Source organism: Thermovenabulum sp., from assembly GCF_049701175.1.
Lineage (GTDB): Bacteria > Bacillota > Thermosediminibacteria > Thermosediminibacterales > Thermosediminibacteraceae > Thermovenabulum.
Map to the genome: position 1 here is coordinate 36,196 of NZ_JBNATW010000015.1, position 15,927 is coordinate 52,122.

General features: G+C 37.0%; 13 protein-coding genes and 1 riboswitch. Of the genes, 5 read left to right on the forward strand and 8 right to left on the reverse strand.

Annotated elements, in window-relative coordinates:
* Positions 1-37 precede the first annotated feature (37 nt).
* The 7 genes from ACPLVF_RS06670 to ACPLVF_RS06700 form a co-directional block, all read right to left on the reverse strand.
* Entirely contained in the window at positions 38-1,435 is a 1,398-nt protein-coding gene (locus tag ACPLVF_RS06670; RefSeq protein ID WP_424907055.1) for a glycosyltransferase family 2 protein, read from the reverse strand.
* Between the two features lie 5 nt (positions 1,436-1,440).
* The gene (locus ACPLVF_RS06675) at positions 1,441-2,598 is read right to left on the reverse strand and encodes a HEAT repeat domain-containing protein (protein ID WP_424907056.1); all 1,158 of its coding nucleotides are present in this window, start codon (positions 2,596-2,598) and stop codon (positions 1,441-1,443) included.
* 20 nt (positions 2,599-2,618) lie between these two features.
* Complete coding sequence (locus ACPLVF_RS06680; protein WP_424907057.1) at positions 2,619-4,112, reverse strand: response regulator; 1,494 nt, start codon at positions 4,110-4,112, stop codon at positions 2,619-2,621.
* Positions 4,113-4,137: 25 nt separating this feature from the next.
* A complete protein-coding gene (locus ACPLVF_RS06685) occupies positions 4,138-5,529 on the reverse strand; it encodes a DUF342 domain-containing protein (protein ID WP_424907058.1) in 1,392 nt (463 codons plus the stop codon).
* A 105-nt stretch (positions 5,530-5,634) separates the two neighbouring features.
* Positions 5,635-7,749: a heavy metal translocating P-type ATPase gene (locus ACPLVF_RS06690; RefSeq protein ID WP_424907059.1), complete on the reverse strand. Its 2,115-nt coding sequence runs from the start codon at positions 7,747-7,749 to the stop codon at positions 5,635-5,637.
* 15 nt (positions 7,750-7,764) lie between these two features.
* Positions 7,765-8,136, reverse strand: a complete 372-nt coding sequence (locus ACPLVF_RS06695; protein WP_424907069.1) for an ArsR/SmtB family transcription factor — start codon at positions 8,134-8,136, stop codon at positions 7,765-7,767.
* 136 nt (positions 8,137-8,272) lie between these two features.
* On the reverse strand, positions 8,273-9,169 hold the full coding sequence (locus ACPLVF_RS06700; protein WP_424907060.1) for a LysR substrate-binding domain-containing protein: 897 nt from the start codon (positions 9,167-9,169) through the stop codon (positions 8,273-8,275).
* Positions 9,170-9,299: 130 nt separating this feature from the next.
* On the opposite strand from ACPLVF_RS06700, the gene ACPLVF_RS06705 reads away from it, so the two are divergent.
* From ACPLVF_RS06705 to ACPLVF_RS06725, 5 genes are all read left to right on the forward strand, one after another.
* Complete coding sequence (locus ACPLVF_RS06705) at positions 9,300-10,295, forward strand: YeiH family protein (protein ID WP_424907061.1); 996 nt, start codon at positions 9,300-9,302, stop codon at positions 10,293-10,295.
* A 77-nt stretch (positions 10,296-10,372) separates the two neighbouring features.
* Positions 10,373-10,486, forward strand: a riboswitch (SAM riboswitch).
* 106 nt (positions 10,487-10,592) lie between these two features.
* The gene (locus ACPLVF_RS06710; RefSeq protein ID WP_424907062.1) at positions 10,593-11,786 is read left to right on the forward strand and encodes a homocysteine biosynthesis protein; all 1,194 of its coding nucleotides are present in this window, start codon (positions 10,593-10,595) and stop codon (positions 11,784-11,786) included.
* 19 nt (positions 11,787-11,805) lie between these two features.
* Positions 11,806-12,207: an NIL domain-containing protein gene (locus ACPLVF_RS06715; RefSeq protein ID WP_424907063.1), complete on the forward strand. Its 402-nt coding sequence runs from the start codon at positions 11,806-11,808 to the stop codon at positions 12,205-12,207.
* Positions 12,207-12,947: a UPF0280 family protein gene (locus ACPLVF_RS06720; protein WP_424907064.1), complete on the forward strand. Its 741-nt coding sequence runs from the start codon at positions 12,207-12,209 to the stop codon at positions 12,945-12,947. Before ACPLVF_RS06715 ends, ACPLVF_RS06720 begins: the two co-directional genes overlap by 1 nt.
* A 24-nt stretch (positions 12,948-12,971) precedes the next feature.
* Positions 12,972-15,401, forward strand: coding sequence for a homocysteine S-methyltransferase family protein (locus tag ACPLVF_RS06725; RefSeq protein ID WP_424907065.1), 2,430 nt, complete (start codon positions 12,972-12,974; stop codon positions 15,399-15,401).
* Here the strand turns inward: ACPLVF_RS06725 and ACPLVF_RS06730 are convergent.
* Entirely contained in the window at positions 15,368-15,847 is a 480-nt protein-coding gene (locus ACPLVF_RS06730) for a hypothetical protein (protein ID WP_424907066.1), read from the reverse strand. The two genes, ACPLVF_RS06725 and ACPLVF_RS06730, sit on opposite strands and share 34 nt — an antisense overlap.
* Positions 15,848-15,927 lie beyond the last annotated feature (80 nt).

The window sequence follows — 15,927 nt, forward strand, 5'->3', positions numbered from 1 at the left end:
TCTAAAATATAGCATTCCAAGGGAGGAATGTAAAATTTTAAAATTCCTTCCTACCCACAACCCCCCAGCTGTGCTTTAATCTGTTGTAGTTCATTATGCCGCTTACCCTAAAAAAAGCCGTAAGCTGCCTGTAGCCAAAGTTCTCCAAAATAGCATAAAACATTAACTTTAAAAACTGCCCTAAACTTTTATATTTATTAAAGGTATATTCTTCCAGAAGTATTGCTCCTGCTGAAAGGATAATCCCGTAGCAGATGGAAATTGCCAAAAATAAAAGGAAAAACCTGTAATCAATAATCCCGAACAAAAAGGAAATAGGCACTATTATATACCCAGCTACTTCAATCAAAGGCCCCAGCATCTCAAAAATCCAGAAATAAGTAGCAGCATATAGTCCTAAAACTCCAAATTTAGGATTCAAAAGAATTTTTCTATGTCTAAAAAGGGAATCCATCAACCCTATCTGCCACCTTCTTCTTTGAATTTTCAAGCTTTTTAAATCCTCAGGCACCTGTGTCCAGCATACAGGGTCGGGAATAAACCTTATCCTGTATTTCTTTTTATTCTCCCTCATTTTCCTGTGAAGCCTCACTACGAGTTCCATATCCTCTCCAATGGTGCCCCTTTGATATCCGCCCGCTTCAATCACCGCTTCCTTTTTAAAAGCACCAAAAGCTCCTGAAATTATAAGAAGGGAACCAAGAGCGTCCCAACCCATCCTTCCGGTCAAAAAAGCCCTTAAATATTCAACAACCTGAAAGCAGGCAAGGGATTTTTGGGGAAGCCTTACTTCTTTTATTATACCACCTTCTATAATGCTTCCATTGGCAACCCTCACGATTCCCCCTACAGCAACTGTATTCATATCCTCCAAAAATGGCATTATCACTCGGACTAAGGAATCGCTTTCCAAAACAGAATCAGCATCTATCGAAACAAATACGGGGTATGATGAGACATTTATACCCGCATTTAAAGCATCAGCCTTCCCTCCGTTCTCTTTGTCGACAACAGTAAGGTTTAAGATTTCAGGGTTTTTGTATATACCCTTAATTTTTTCAGTCCTTAGTTTAACCCTTATCGGCTGGTTTATTTTCTTCAAATTGAATGCCTCTATAATATTTTTGAGTGTACTATCCTTCGAGCCGTCATTAACAACTACAATTTCAAAAAGAGGATAATTTAAGTCCATTAAAGATTTTATATTTTCCACAATGGTTTTTTCTTCATTATATGCAGGTACTATTATCGAAATAGGTAACATATTTTGGGAGGCAATGTATCTTTTATAATCCGAATAAATCGTCCTTTTTATATAATTGCCCAGATGTATTGCTGACAAAATTAGCTGAAGAAAGTAAATAAAATTTATTGTTATGACGTAAAAAAGGACAAAATCGTTAAATCCGATTATAAATCTCCTTAACGTCTCCATAAAATTTAAACCCCTTCCGAAGAAGACTCAAGATATTCTCGAATCTTTTCTGATGATTTCCTGTCTTCTTCATGGATTGAATTGGATAAATTTAAAATTTCCTGAAGTTTTCCAGATACTACTATATAATATAAAATTATATCCTTTGCAAATTTATCTTCTCCATCCAGTACTTCCGCAAGTATGCTTTGATAATTTCCTATCTTAAAAATGGCACCGGCGGAATTGTACCTTACCCACCATTCACCATCACTTAATGCCTTTTTAAGGAAGGGAAGAGCCTTAGGGTCTTTCAGTTCGCCTAAAGCCTTTGCAGCAACAGCTCTTATCTGCCAATCATCATCAAAAAGGGCTTTTATAATATCGTCAATATATTTTAACGCCCCCATTTGGCCAATTGCCTTTATTGCCGCTATTCTCCTCAAAAAGCTTTTAGAATTTAAAAAGCGTGAAATTTCTTCTGATAAATCAATCATAAAATTATTTCCAGCAGATTTAATAAATATCGAAGATATAAAGTCATCTTCGTGAAAAATCATAGATTTATAGAGGGAAATTTTATCTCCTTCAAAGCTGTCTACAATCTCTAATAAATTTCGTTCACTTAATATATTTAGCCCCAACATTTCTTTAAAAATTTTTGTAAAATACTCTAAATCTCCAATTTTAGCAAGGGCTAAAGCTGCATGGTATTTTACATCAGCAAAATCGATTTTCAAAGCCTCATACAAATCCACCAAGGCTTTTTTACTCCTATATTCCCCCAATCGCTTGCAGGCAATAGCCTTTTGGTAAAGGTCTTTCCCTTTAAGTCTTTTAATTTCAAAATCAACCAACCCGAGTTTTTCGCAAAGCATGGTTATTTTGTTTCTAATTTCTCCTGAATAAAGCTCAAAATATTTGATTAATTTTTCTGCTACAATGTCTTTCTCATAGTACTTCTTTAACTTTCTTTTTAACTTAATCACTTCCTCCTCTTTTACTTCGTCTATATTGACTAAAATCTCATCTACCAATGGTGCAAGAAGGTTATAAGCCTTATTCTTTTTCTTTTCGTATATCATTTCACGCATCTTTAAATAAGCAAGGTAAAGATAAAGCAGCAAAAGAAGAGAAATCAAAAAAAATAAGGAATAATATACTGTCTTTTCAAAAAAAGTCATTTAAAAAAACCCCTTTACATTTAAGCAAATTTTTCTATTTTATAGTCCAATTCCACTGGTGAAAAGGGCTTTGTTATAAAATCGTCCGCTCCTGCTTTCATTGCCCGTTCTATATACATTTCCATTTTTTGTGATGTAAGCACAATAACTTTGGTATTTCTATCCATTTCTTTTAGGCGTTTTGTGAGTATATCGCCATCCATTCCCGGAAGTAGAAATTCGGTGATAATCACCTTTGGTCCTTCTTTTTCAAAAATCTCCAAAGCATCGTTTGCCGATAAGGCGGTAAAGACCTTGTAGCCCTTTAGCTCGTACCTCTTTTTTAACACTTCCATTGTCATGTTATCCGGTTCGATTATCAATATTTTTTTATCCTTTTTCTCCGCCTCTTCAGGCCATATATAGATTTCCCCTTTCTTTTTTTCTTTCCCCATTTCGACACATTTTTTCGCCTTGTCTATAAGTTCATCCAGAGTATCCAAGGCTTTTCCCTTTTTAACTATACCTGCAGTAAAGCTGAACTCAAATCCTATAATCTCCTTCATTTTATAAGCAATATCTTTTATGCCACTTAACCTATCAAAAGCTTCATTTATGTCTACTTCCGGAAATACAATAAAAAGCTCATCTTCTTTATACCTGAAGGCCATTTCACCCTCTTTCAAATTCTCCTTTATAATAAAAGCAATTTCTTTTAATAACCTGTTTCCCGAAGTTTTACCATATCTCTCGTTAATATTTTTCATATCATCAATATCTATTAAAACCATTGTAAAATCAGTATCATAAATCTTTGATTGATCAAATTTTACCCTTGAAAGCTCTAAGCCCAAATTTTGAGAAAAAAGCCCTGTTAAAGGATCCTTTACACTGCATTTTTTTATTAAAGAGGATATTTTTGTAATATTTTTTATTTTTTGTGCATTTATTTCATTATTTTGGGTCAAATCTATATAATCAATAGCCCCTTGATTTATGAAATACAATCTTTTTTCCCAGGAGCTACTACCCACTACCAACAGGAGAATATTTTCAAAAAAACTGTTGTCTTTTAAATTTTGAAATACAGCCTTACCTCTCTCTTCGCTATCGTCAAATATAAGGACAGCATCGGGAATAATTAAATAAGCTTCTGTTAAAAAATCCTCTTCTGAAGTTTTTAAATAGATCTCCATATTTTTGTTTTTCAATTCATAAATAAAATTTTCAATATACGGATCTTCCATCGAAGAAAAAATAAGTATGCAATTTTCTCTCGGAAAATACTCTTCAAGCACAATCGAAAGCTCTAATAATCCTTCTAAAACCTTTTCTCTTTTCTTGTCACGGGTAAAGCTTGCCTCAATCTCGGCAATAATTATTTTCAATTTTAAAAAATCTTCTTCCTCAAATATCTCTCTTTTCTTGAGCTCCTTGATTTTATTTATTAATTGGTCATCATCCAATTTGTTAAAAACATCAATGAGCCCTTTTATCTCAGAGTAAAAACTCTTTAGCTCCTCTATTTCCCCCATAAAGTGCCCCCCTTCTTGTAAATATTTATATTATTCTCTCTACAACAATGCTTCCTTCCCTATTTAAGAAAATTGCTCTTTCAATAGTATCTCTTACTCTATACACTGCATTACCTATCTTTACAGCAACTCCTGGATATACGACTTCTTTTGCCGTTATCCTTGCTTCTGTAATGTTTTTCAACTCCTCCTCTAATTTTTCTTTTTCCTTGTAGAGCTCATTTAGGTTTTCTTTAAGAGAAGCTCTCGTATTATACAATTTTTCAAGTGTAATATAATTTTCTTGTGACAATTTATTGGCTTTCTTCATTGTTTCAAAAAGGAGTATAGCCCTCTCGACCTTAGCCAACTCAAATTCCGCATTTTTTATATTTGTGACAATCTCCTGTAGCTTTATATTTAAGAAAGGATTTACACCTACTTCAAGTTCAGTAGGTGTTGCCATATGTGAACCTATGATATTAGCGAATATTTCCTTGTGTGCTGATGCCCTTCCGCCTACCAGCAGGCCTTTTTTGCCGGAAAACTTTATATTTTCTCCAGCAATTAAGACACTGTGCATTGCGTATTCATTTATGTAAATATTTCCACCAGCTTCTATAAAACCATTTTCAACAAACTTTACAGAAACATCAGATTTTGCCTTTACAACGCCTTTATTACCACCCTTGACGCCACCTCTTATTAAAACCTTGCCTTCAGAAATAACTTCAGCAGATTCCACATAACCCTCTATTTCAATGTCTCCTTGAGCCTTAACGCGGTATCCTCCAACCACATTTCCGTAAATTTTAATACTGCCAATGAACTCCACATTTCCGGTTTTGGGACCTATATCATCTCTTATTTCCATAACAGGATATACACTTATCTTATGATCCTGAAAACTGGGTGAACCATCTATAAGTGAATAAAATTTAGTTTTATCCTCTGAGCTCACAACATTTTTACCCACTATGAGTTTTGGTTCCTTCCCATCCTTAGCAGGAAGAAGCTTTCCCTTCACTGTATAACCTGGGATACCCTTTGTTGGCATAATTTTTTCAGCTATCAATTGTCCCTTTAAAACATTTGTAATATAACCTAAGTCTCTAAAATCTACCCTTCCATCTTCGGTTATTTTGGGTTTAAGCTCCTTTTTGAGTTCAAAATAGAATCTAATTTCTCCATCACGCCCTGCTACCGGTTCTTTACCTTTTGCAACAAGAAAATTGGTGTTGTATTTCTTTTCTCTAACAATCCTTTCTACCGCATCAATATCAACGCCATATACTACCCCGCTGTTTTTTAAAGCCTTTAATATGTCATCAGCCTTTAGTTCCGCTCCCTCCCTTATTGGAATTATTTTTACAAAAGCAGACATTTCGTCTTTTGATATTTCGACTTCAATTTTGTAATTTTCTAAAATGTCCATCATGCTTTTGCCTCCCAAAAGTGCCCCCGCAAATATTTTATCATATTTTGTATAATTTTTCATAAAAATACCAAAATAAATACCCCGGCATTTATCCGAGGTAACTTGTTAAATGTTTTGAGTTCGAAGTACCCTTAAAGAATTAAGAACAGCAAGCAGAGCTACTCCCACATCTGCGAATACAGCTTCCCACATTGTTGCACTGCCAAAAGCTCCTAAAATAAGTATCAATGCTTTGACACCAAGTGAAAATACGATGTTTTCAACAACAATCCTTTTTGTATATCTTGCGATTTTTATAGCTTTTACCAATTTAGAAGGTTCATCGGTCATCAAGACAATATCCGAGGCCTCTATAGCCGCATCGGAACCGAGCCCACCCATAGCTATTCCAATGTCCGAACGAGCAAGAACAGGAGCATCGTTTATTCCATCTCCTACAAAAATCAATTTTTCTTTTCTCAATTTTCTCTTTAAAAGCTCTTCCACCTTTTCCACCTTGTGGTAGGGTAAAAGATCTGAATAATATTCTTCGATGCCGAGGCTTTCAGCAACTTTTTTGGCGGAATTAAAGCTGTCGCCAGTTAGCATGATAATGTTTTTAATACCCAAGTCCCTTAAAGAATTGATAGCATCCTTTGAATCTTCTTTTATTTTATCTGAAATCAAAATAAAACCTGCATAAACTTTATCTACAGCCACATAAACCTTTGTATCTCCTTCTTCCTTTTCTTCATATAGAATATCTTCCTTTTTCATTAATTTTATATTCCCTACAATTAATTCTCTGCCGTCAACTTTGGCTTTTATACCGTAGCCGGGAATCTCCTCAAAACTTCTTATTTTTTCTTTTTTTACTTCTTTCCCATAAGCCTTTAATATGGATATGGCTACGGGATGATTGGAGAAACTTTCCGCATGGGCTGCCAACTCCAAAACCTCACCTGCTGAAAAACCGTTTTCACTCTTAATTTTTGTTACTTCAAAAACGCCTTTTGTAAGGGTTCCCGTCTTATCAAATACCACAAATTTTGCATTGTTTAAAGCTTCCAAGAAATTACTTCCTTTTATTAAAATTCCTTCTTTTGCTGCCCTTCCTATACCGCCGAAAAATCCAAGGGGTATGGAAATGACAAGGGCGCACGGGCACGAAATTACAAGAAAAATAAGTGCCCTGTAAAGCCATTGAGAGAAAGAGGTATTTTTATAGATAATCGGTGGAATTACTGCAATGAGCAAAGCGCAAAAAACTACAAAAGGTGTATAGTAGCGCGCAAAGGTGGTTATAAAATTTTCGGTGTAAGCCTTTTTTGAAGAGGCATTTTCAACTAAATCCAATATTTTTAAAACTGTAGATTCTTTATATTCTTTCATTACCTTTATGACTAAAAGCCCATTTTTATTTACAAATCCGGATAGCACTTCGTCTCCCGGTTTTGCCTCTCTTGGAACCGATTCCCCTGTAATAGAAAAGGTATCTAAAAAAGAATTCCCTTCCTCAACGATTCCATCAACGGGAATCCTTTCACCGGGTTTTACTATTACAATATCTCCAACCTTTACCTTTTCTGGATAAACTTTTATTACCTCACTCCCTACTCTCAAATTGACATAATCCGGGCGTATATCCATTAAATCACTTATGGATTTCCTCGAACGTTTCACCGCTATGTCCTGTAAAAGTTCACCGATTTTATAAAAGATCATAACCGCCGCGCCTTCGGGAAATTCTTTTATGGCGAAGGCCCCAATGGTAGCAATGGTCATTAAAAAATTTTCATCAAAAATTTGGCCTTTAAAAATATTCCTTAGGGATTTTTTTATTACTTCTTTACCTGCCAATATATAACTTGATATATAGAAAATAACTCTAAAATTATATGAAATGCTTAATATGAAAGGCAATAAATATAAAATTAAACTGAAAGTCAAAAGAAGGATTTCTTTCTTTTCGGTGTCTTCTAAAAAATAATTTTCCTTGTATTGCTTTTTTTCTTTTACAACCACATGAGGTTCATAAAACTTTACAATTTTTTCAATTTCGCTAATTATACTCTCCTTTTCTTCTTTATTGTTTATTTCAAAGGTAAGGGTTTGATTTACAAGATTTATTGTTGCATTTTTAATACCTTCCATTTCCTTTAACTTTTTTTCAATTTTATCAGCGCACACAGGGCAGGTCAAACCTTCTAAAACGACTTCCTTTTTTAGACCCCCGCTCAAAAAAAACACCTTCTCTCACTGTTTTTCATTAATATGAGAAATCCCCTGATCAAAAATTTGCTTTACGTGTTCATCATCGAGAGAATAATATACCACCTTGCCTTCCCTTCTGTATTTCACAAGCCTTGATTGCTTTAACACCCTTAGCTGGTGGGAAACTGCAGATTGGGTCATATTCAAAAGGGCAGCCAAATCGCATACGCACATCTCCGAAGTAAAAAGGGCACATATTATTTTTATCCTTGTGGTATCCCCGAATACTTTAAAAAATTCCGCAAGGTCGTAGAGCTTTTCTTCAGGGGGCATGGTATTTAAAACCTTTTTTACCACATCCTCATGAATCACCGTGCAATCGCACCGGTCAAGATACTCATTATTTTCTCCAATCAACAGCAGCCCTCCTTATTTTAGTTTTGTGATTTGAATATTTGAATAATTGTTCATATATTTTGTAAAAATTATATATCGCAAAACATCTTAAGTCAATGCATCAAATATAATTTTTTTAAACTTCTTTTTCTTCTTATATCGATTTTTCAACTTTCTCAAAAAACTTAAGGCAATAAGCTGTGAATTCCCTCATTGCGTTAGTATAAAATTTGTTTCTATGGTAAACAATGTTAAATTTGCGTTTAATATCTAATCCGGAAAGGTTCACAACTGCAACCTTACCAGTTGCCACCGCGTTCTGCACCGCAAGCCGCGAAATAAAGGAAAGCCCTAAACCACAATGGACGGCATTTATTATAGCCTCAGCACTGTTGAATACTCCTACAGTCTTCCATTTTATGCCATATGCTTTCATTGCAGCCTCAAACACCTCACGAGTGCCACTGCCCTCCTCGCGGATAACAAAGCCCTGGTCTTCAAGCTGTGCGGCATCAATACCCTTTGCTCCTGCCCATTCATGCGTCGGTGGGCATATAAGCACAAGCTCATCATCGTAAACTGGCACTTTAACTATATCTGGCCAGTTTCCTATACCCTCCACCAACCCTATGTCAAGCTTAGCCATATGCAGCATCTTTATTATGGTAGCCGTATTATCAACTACCGCATGTATTTGAACAGCCGGATGAGAAGCAGAATATTCTTTAATAATTATTGGCAAAATCACCGTACCTATGGTCATACTGGCACCCACGCGCAGAATGCCACCTTTTGACAGGTCTGATAATCTTTTTTCAGCCTCGTTCAAAAGACTTATTATGTGCGAAGCGTAAGAATATAGCTCTTCTCCTGCTTTTGTAAGATAAATCTTGCGGCCAAAACGCTCAAAAAGCCTTACGCCATAATAACTCTCCAGCTCAGCGATGGCCTGGCTAACCGGTGGCTGGGTAATATGCAGTTTTTTTGCCGCAGCAGTCATACTGCCTGTTTCACAAACTGTAAGGAATATTCTCAAATGCCGCAGATGCATGCTCACACCTTCAATTCATATGTATTCACATATCGTTTTTATTTTATTTTAGTATTTTACATTTATATAATGCAAGTAGTATATTTATTGCATGTGAACATCAATGTAAACAAAAGGAGGTAGTCATTAAATGGTGCAACTTTGGATCACCGAACACCTTCCCGGTCTCATAATTGTAACTGCAGTAACTGTCGCATCAGTGCTTCTTCAGTCTACAACACTTTTTTCAAAAACACTACCATTAAGCTCCCTCATAATCGCAATAATTATAGGTATGATAATAAAAAACTTTATTCCTATGCCGTCAAGCACACAAAAGGGCATACGCTTCTGTGCTAAAAAAATCTTAAGACTTGCCATTATCTTTCTGGGTTTCAAGCTAAGCATATCTCAGGTTTTAAAGGTAGGCCCTTCTGCTTTTATAACCATCCTTGTTTCGTCTACTTCAACCATTATTTTTACTGTTTGGCTTGGCCGCATCATGGGCGTCCCTCTTAAACGTGCTCTGCTGCTCGGTAGCGGCGTATCCATCTGTGGCGCATCAGCGGTAGCAGCGGTTGATGCTATCATTCAGTCAAAGGAAGAAGACGCCGCATTTGCTATCGGCGCGGTAACGCTGTTCGGCACTATTTTTATGTTTCTTTACCCGGCATTACACGGTCTTCTGGATATACCCGACATGTTCTACGCATTATGGGCAGGAAGCTCCATACATGAAGTTGCACAGGTCGCGGCAGCAAGCGTGGCAGCAAGTGGCCAATTCAAAGCAATGGCATCTACCGTAAAGATGATAAGGGTGCTCTTTATCATTCCACTTACCCTTATTCTGACCTTTCTCCCGTGGAACAACAATGTAAGAGAAAAGGGCAAAATCACAATCCCGTGGTTTGCTATCCTCTTTTTTGTCATGGTCCTGGTCAATTCCTTCGCCGGACTGCCAAAAAATGTCGTCATGGTCCTTATAACCTTTGATAACTGGATCATGACCGCAGCCATGGCAGGATTAGGACTCGATCTTTCCTTCAGTTCAATGGTGAATATTGGCGCCCGTGCTCTGGTCTTAGGTGCTGTTTCCTCGGCTTTTATTTCTATACTCAGTGCCATCGTTATCGGAATAATATTATAATTAAATTTTCATTGACAATGATTTCCCGTATTGATATAATTTTTTCAACAATTAAATACTTTGAAAGGTTTTTTTTCCTCTTATCAAGAGCGGTGGAGGGACTGGCCCGATGAAACCCGGCAACCGTTAGAAGCTTTGCTTCTAAAATGGTGCCAATTCCTGCAGAAGGTTTACCTTCTGAGAGATAAGAGGGGATGCTTAGATAATATCTAAGGCCTCTTATCTTGAAGAAGAGGCCTTAAATTTTTATACTCTTATTTTTCAAATTTAAAATTACTCGGAAAGGAGAAAAACAGGATGGGTGTAGAACGAACTATCAAAGAAATCAATGAACGGATAAAAAAAGGAAAGGTTGTAGTGCTTACAGCAGAAGAAGTCATCGAAAAAGTTAAGGAAAAAGGTATAGAAGAAACAGCAAAGGAAGTAGATGTTGTAACAACAGGCACTTTTGGCCCTATGTGCTCTTCAGGAGTGTTTCTAAATTTTGGTCATACATCACCCCGAATAAAAATGCAGAGAGTTTGGCTAAATAATGTCCCTGCTTATACAGGAATAGCAGCAGTAGACGCATACCTTGGTGCAACGGAGCTACCTGAAGATGACCCTCTAAACAGTGATTATCCTGGTGAATTCCGATACGGTGGCGGACACGTTATTGAAGACCTCGTAGCAAGACGGCCTATAAGGTTAAAGGCTACAGGCTACGGTACGGATTGTTATCCTCGTAAGGAAATTGAAACTACTATAACCATTGATGATATAAATGAAGCGATACTTTTCAATCCAAGGAACTGCTATCAAAATTACAACTGTGCTGTAAACCTCAGCGATAAAACTATTTATACATATATGGGAACATTAAAGCCAAATTTAGGAAATGCAAACTACTCTACATCGGGTCAGCTTAGTCCCCTTTTGAAAGACCCCTATTTTAAAACAATCGGGATAGGCACGCGCATATTTCTCGGCGGCGGTATCGGTTATGTAGCGTGGAACGGCACCCAGCATTTCCCCACCATTTTAAAAGATGAAGACGGCAAGGAACTTGGTGCATCGGGTGGCACCCTCTCTGTTATTGGCGATTTAAAAAAGATGAGCGCCCGCTGGCTTGTAGGTACAAGTTTCCGCGGTTATGGAGCCACTTTGACTGTGGGCATAGGTGTGCCCATCCCTATATTAAACGAAGAAATCCTTTATTACGCTGCAAAAACCGATGAAGAACTTTTTGCTCCAATTGTAGACTATAGTGACGTATACCCCAATCGAAAGCCTGGAAACCTCGGTTATGTTAGCTATGCTCAACTAAAAAGCGGAAAAATAAATTTGTTAGGTAAAGAGGTCCCCACAGCACCATTGAGCAGTTACCCTAAAGCCCGGGAAATTGCTCATATATTAAAGGATTGGATACAAAAAGGCGATTTTCTATTGACTGAACCGGTTCAAAATTTACCTGGCCCCGATTCGGGTTTAAAAGGTAAAGTATTAAATTAAGAAAAATGGAGTGATTTAAATGACAACGAAAAAAGTAGTATTAAGGTTTAGCGCTGAAACAGCGGATAAACCTATAATTTATCATCTCGTTAAGGATTACGACCTTATAATCAATATCTTAAAAGCACAAATTAATCCCCATAAAGAAGGCACAATGGTTTTAGAAATCTCTGGGGATAAATACGATGAAGGTATCTCTTTTTTAGAAAAGCAAGGGATTTTAGTTCAACCTCTTGAAACTGAAGTTGTGCGCAACGAACAACGCTGCACAAGTTGCGGGGCATGTTCCGCGCATTGTCCTACTCAAGCCCTTTATATTGAAAGGCCTTCAATGGATGTTAGATTTGACGGTGAAAAATGCATCCTCTGCCTTATGTGTTTAAAGATTTGTCCTGTACGCGCTATGGAGGTGAGGGTTTAGTGCCCTATGAGCCCCGCAGTTATAGAAGCCTATACACCCAAAAGGATTTAATTCATTTCAGGGTTTTGGTCGAAGAAACTGACCTTGATATAGCCGTAAGAAAAGAAAGGTACGATTTAAAGTTAGAAAAATTAATATATTCCCTGGTTCAAGAAGAAAGAGAACTTCTAAAAGATTACATCAAAAAAGACCCTTTATTTCTTTCTTCTCTTGAACCTTACGAACCTTTCTTAAATGCTCCCCCTTCAGCTTTTGAAATGAGTAAAGCGGCAAGATTGGCTGGAGTAGGCCCTATGGCAGCTGTTGCAGGCTATTTCTCTGAAATAGCAGGAAAAAAACTCGCCACTTATTCAAGCGAGGTAATCGTAGAAAACGGTGGAGATATCTGGTTAAAATTGAAAAAAACAAGGTTGGTGGGAATATTTGCAGGCAGTTCTCCCTTTTCCAACAGGATTGCCCTGCAAATAAATCCCAATTTAACCCCTCTTGGCATATGCACTTCTTCCGGAAAAGTGGGGCACAGTTTGAGTTTCGGTAAAGCCGATGCCATGGTAATCTTAGCCAATTCCGCAACCTTGGCAGATGCGGTAGCTACCGCTGCATGTAATAGAGTAAAAAGCGAACAAGACTTAGAAAAAGCAGTTAATTTTGCCCTTGAAATTCCGGGAGTAATTGGTGCTTTATGTATTTTGGGAGATAAAATGGCTGCCAAAGGGAATATTAAAATAGTCCCCATCTAATTTTTATTTTTAGGAGGATTAAAAATGGGACACCTTTTTTTAGAATTGCTTAAAGAAAGAATTATAGTTTTTGACGGTGCAATGGGCACTGAGCTCATCAAAAAGGGACTAAAACCAGGTGAATGTCCCGAACTCTGGAATATTAACCATCCAGAAGCAATAGAAGGTATACATAAAAATTACATAGAAGCCGGTGCAGAAGTAATCGAGACAAATACCTTCGGTGCGAACCGCATTAAGCTTTCCCACTTTGGCCTTTCTGATAAAGTTGCTGAGATAAACTTCAATGCAGTAAAAATTTCCAAAAGGGCTTCTGAAGGCAAAGCCCTTGTAGCCTTATCAATAGGACCAACGGGAATACTTATGGAACCTTATGGCCCTTTAACCTTTGAAGAAGCCTTTGATGTATTTAAACAACAAATTTCTGCAGCTTTAGAAGCCCAGCCGGATATCATCCTCATTGAGACCATGAGCCAGCTTGCTGAAGCTCGCGCTGCAGTGCTTGCAGCAAAAGAACTCTGCAATCTTCCCATAATAGCTACCATGACCTTTGAAGAAACCGGTAAAACCCTCATGGGTACCGACCCCACTACAGCCCTTTTTGTTTTAAGTTCAGTAGGCGCCGATGTGGTGGGTGTAAACTGTTCTCTTGGCCCTGATAAAATGGCATCAATACTTTACGAAATGTCAAAATATGAGTGTGTTCCTATTCTCGTTCAGCCCAATGCTGGTATACCTAAGCTTATAAACGGTGAAACCTTTTACCCCCTTTCTCCCCGTGAATTTGCTCAAAACTGCACAATGCTTATTGATGCCGGAATAAATGCTATAGGCGGCTGCTGCGGCACTACCCCCGAACATATTAAATCACTAAAGGTGAAAGTACAAGGTAAAAAGCCTTTGGGAATAAAGCCCTTTCAAAAGACCACAATATGTTCTGACAGGTTGACGGTTTTCGTAAGCTCTAAAGACCCGGTAAAAGTAATTGGAGAACGCATCAACCCCTCCGGAAAAAAGATTTTATCAGAAGAATTAAAATCCGGCATATTAAACGGAGTAATAAATGAAGCTATTTCTCAAAAAGCGGCCGGTGCAGATATTTTAGATGTAAACCTTGGAGTTCCGGGAATAGATGAAGCCTCTCTCATGAAAAAAGCAGTGCTTTATCTTTCTCAAACGGTTGACATTCCCCTTTGCATCGATAGCAGCAATCCCGAGGTTATAGAAGAAGGCTTAAAAGTTTACCCCGGAAAAGCACTGTTAAATTCGGTAAACGGCAGTAAAGAGAGCCTCGAAAAAATACTTCCCATAGTGAAAAAATACGGTGCAGCAGTAATAGGCTTAACCTTGGATGAAAGGGGTCTTCCAAAAAACGCTGAAGAAAGGCTTGAAATCGCAAGAAAAATTGTGGACGCTGCGGTTTCACACGGCATTTCAAAAAAGGATGTAATAATAGACTGCCTTTGCTTAACTGCAGGTACAGAACAAGAACAGGCCCTTGAAACTATAAACGCAATTAAAAAGGTAAAAGAAGAACTCGGGTGCCTTACTACATTAGGCGTGAGTAATATATCCTACGGCCTCCCGGGAAGAAACACTATAAACAGCGTATTTTTGGCCATGGCTTTGGGAGCAGGCCTTGACCTTCCGATAGTCAACCCTTTAAACGAAAAGATATGGGAAATTATAAGGGCTGCAGATGTGCTGACAGGAAGGGATAAAAAAGCAAACTTTTATATATCCTTTGCAAAAAAAGAAAATAAAGAAAGCAAAAAAATACCCTCGTTAACTTTTAATATTGAAACTGCCGATAAAAGTCTTTACAATTCGATTGTGAGTGGAAATGATGCAAAGATAGAAGAATACATAAAAGATTTATTCCTGAGTGGGATGGACCCCTTTAAAATAATTGACCACATAATAATACCTGCATTAAATGAAGTGGGTAAAAAATATGAAAAAGGAGAATACTTCATCCCTGAACTTCTTCAATCAGCAGAAGCTGCAAAAAAGGCTTTTGAATTGATTAAATCCCATTTCCTTTCAGAAGTAAAAATAGCAAAGGGAAAGATCATCCTTGCAACGGTAAAGGGTGACATTCACGACCTTGGAAAAAATATTGTAAAGGCCATAATGGAAAATTACGGCTTTGATGTTATTGACCTCGGCATAGATGTAGACCCGCAAGTAATCCTAAAGGAAATTGAAAAACACCCCGATTTAAAACTGGTAGGGTTAAGCGCCCTCATGACCACAAGCATCCCATCAATGCAAAATACAATCAAGCTTATAAAAAATAAATTCCCGAGCTGTAAAGTAGTCGTTGGGGGAGCGGTTTTAAATAAAGAACTGGCAAAAAATATAGGCGCAGATTTTTACGCAAAGGATGCTATAGAAGGAATTAAGATCGCTGAGGAAGTTTATAGCAGAGAATCGGGATCTTTTTTGAAATAAACCCTCTTTTCAGGCACTGCGTTTTCGAATATTTTATTCCTCACTTCTTCTATCTTTTTTGAAATTTCATCAAATACTTCCTGATCTACGACATAATATAAGAATAAATCTTCAAGGTTTCGCGCAGTGTCAAGTATTTTTTTATTTAATTGTAAAAATTTTTCAAACTTACCGCTCTTTATTACGTTTTTAAATTGCTCAACATCTATTTCAATCATATTTACAACATCTTTTAAATCTTCATAAACTCCGGCAATCATTGGATATGGTTTAACCCTTTGTAAAAAATACTTATTCTTTGCATTAATGTTGTAGGCATAACTTATTTCATATCCTTCTATATTAAATTTTACAAAACATTGTTTGCCTAAAAAAACAGTTACATTTGCACCCATTTGTCTTAACATCATTTCATGCACTGTTTCTTTAACATCTATATTTTTCATAATTTCCCCCACTTTCCTATCTAACGTTATGTCAAATTAAGGTATCAAAATTACATACCAATAACCTATAAAACATTGAA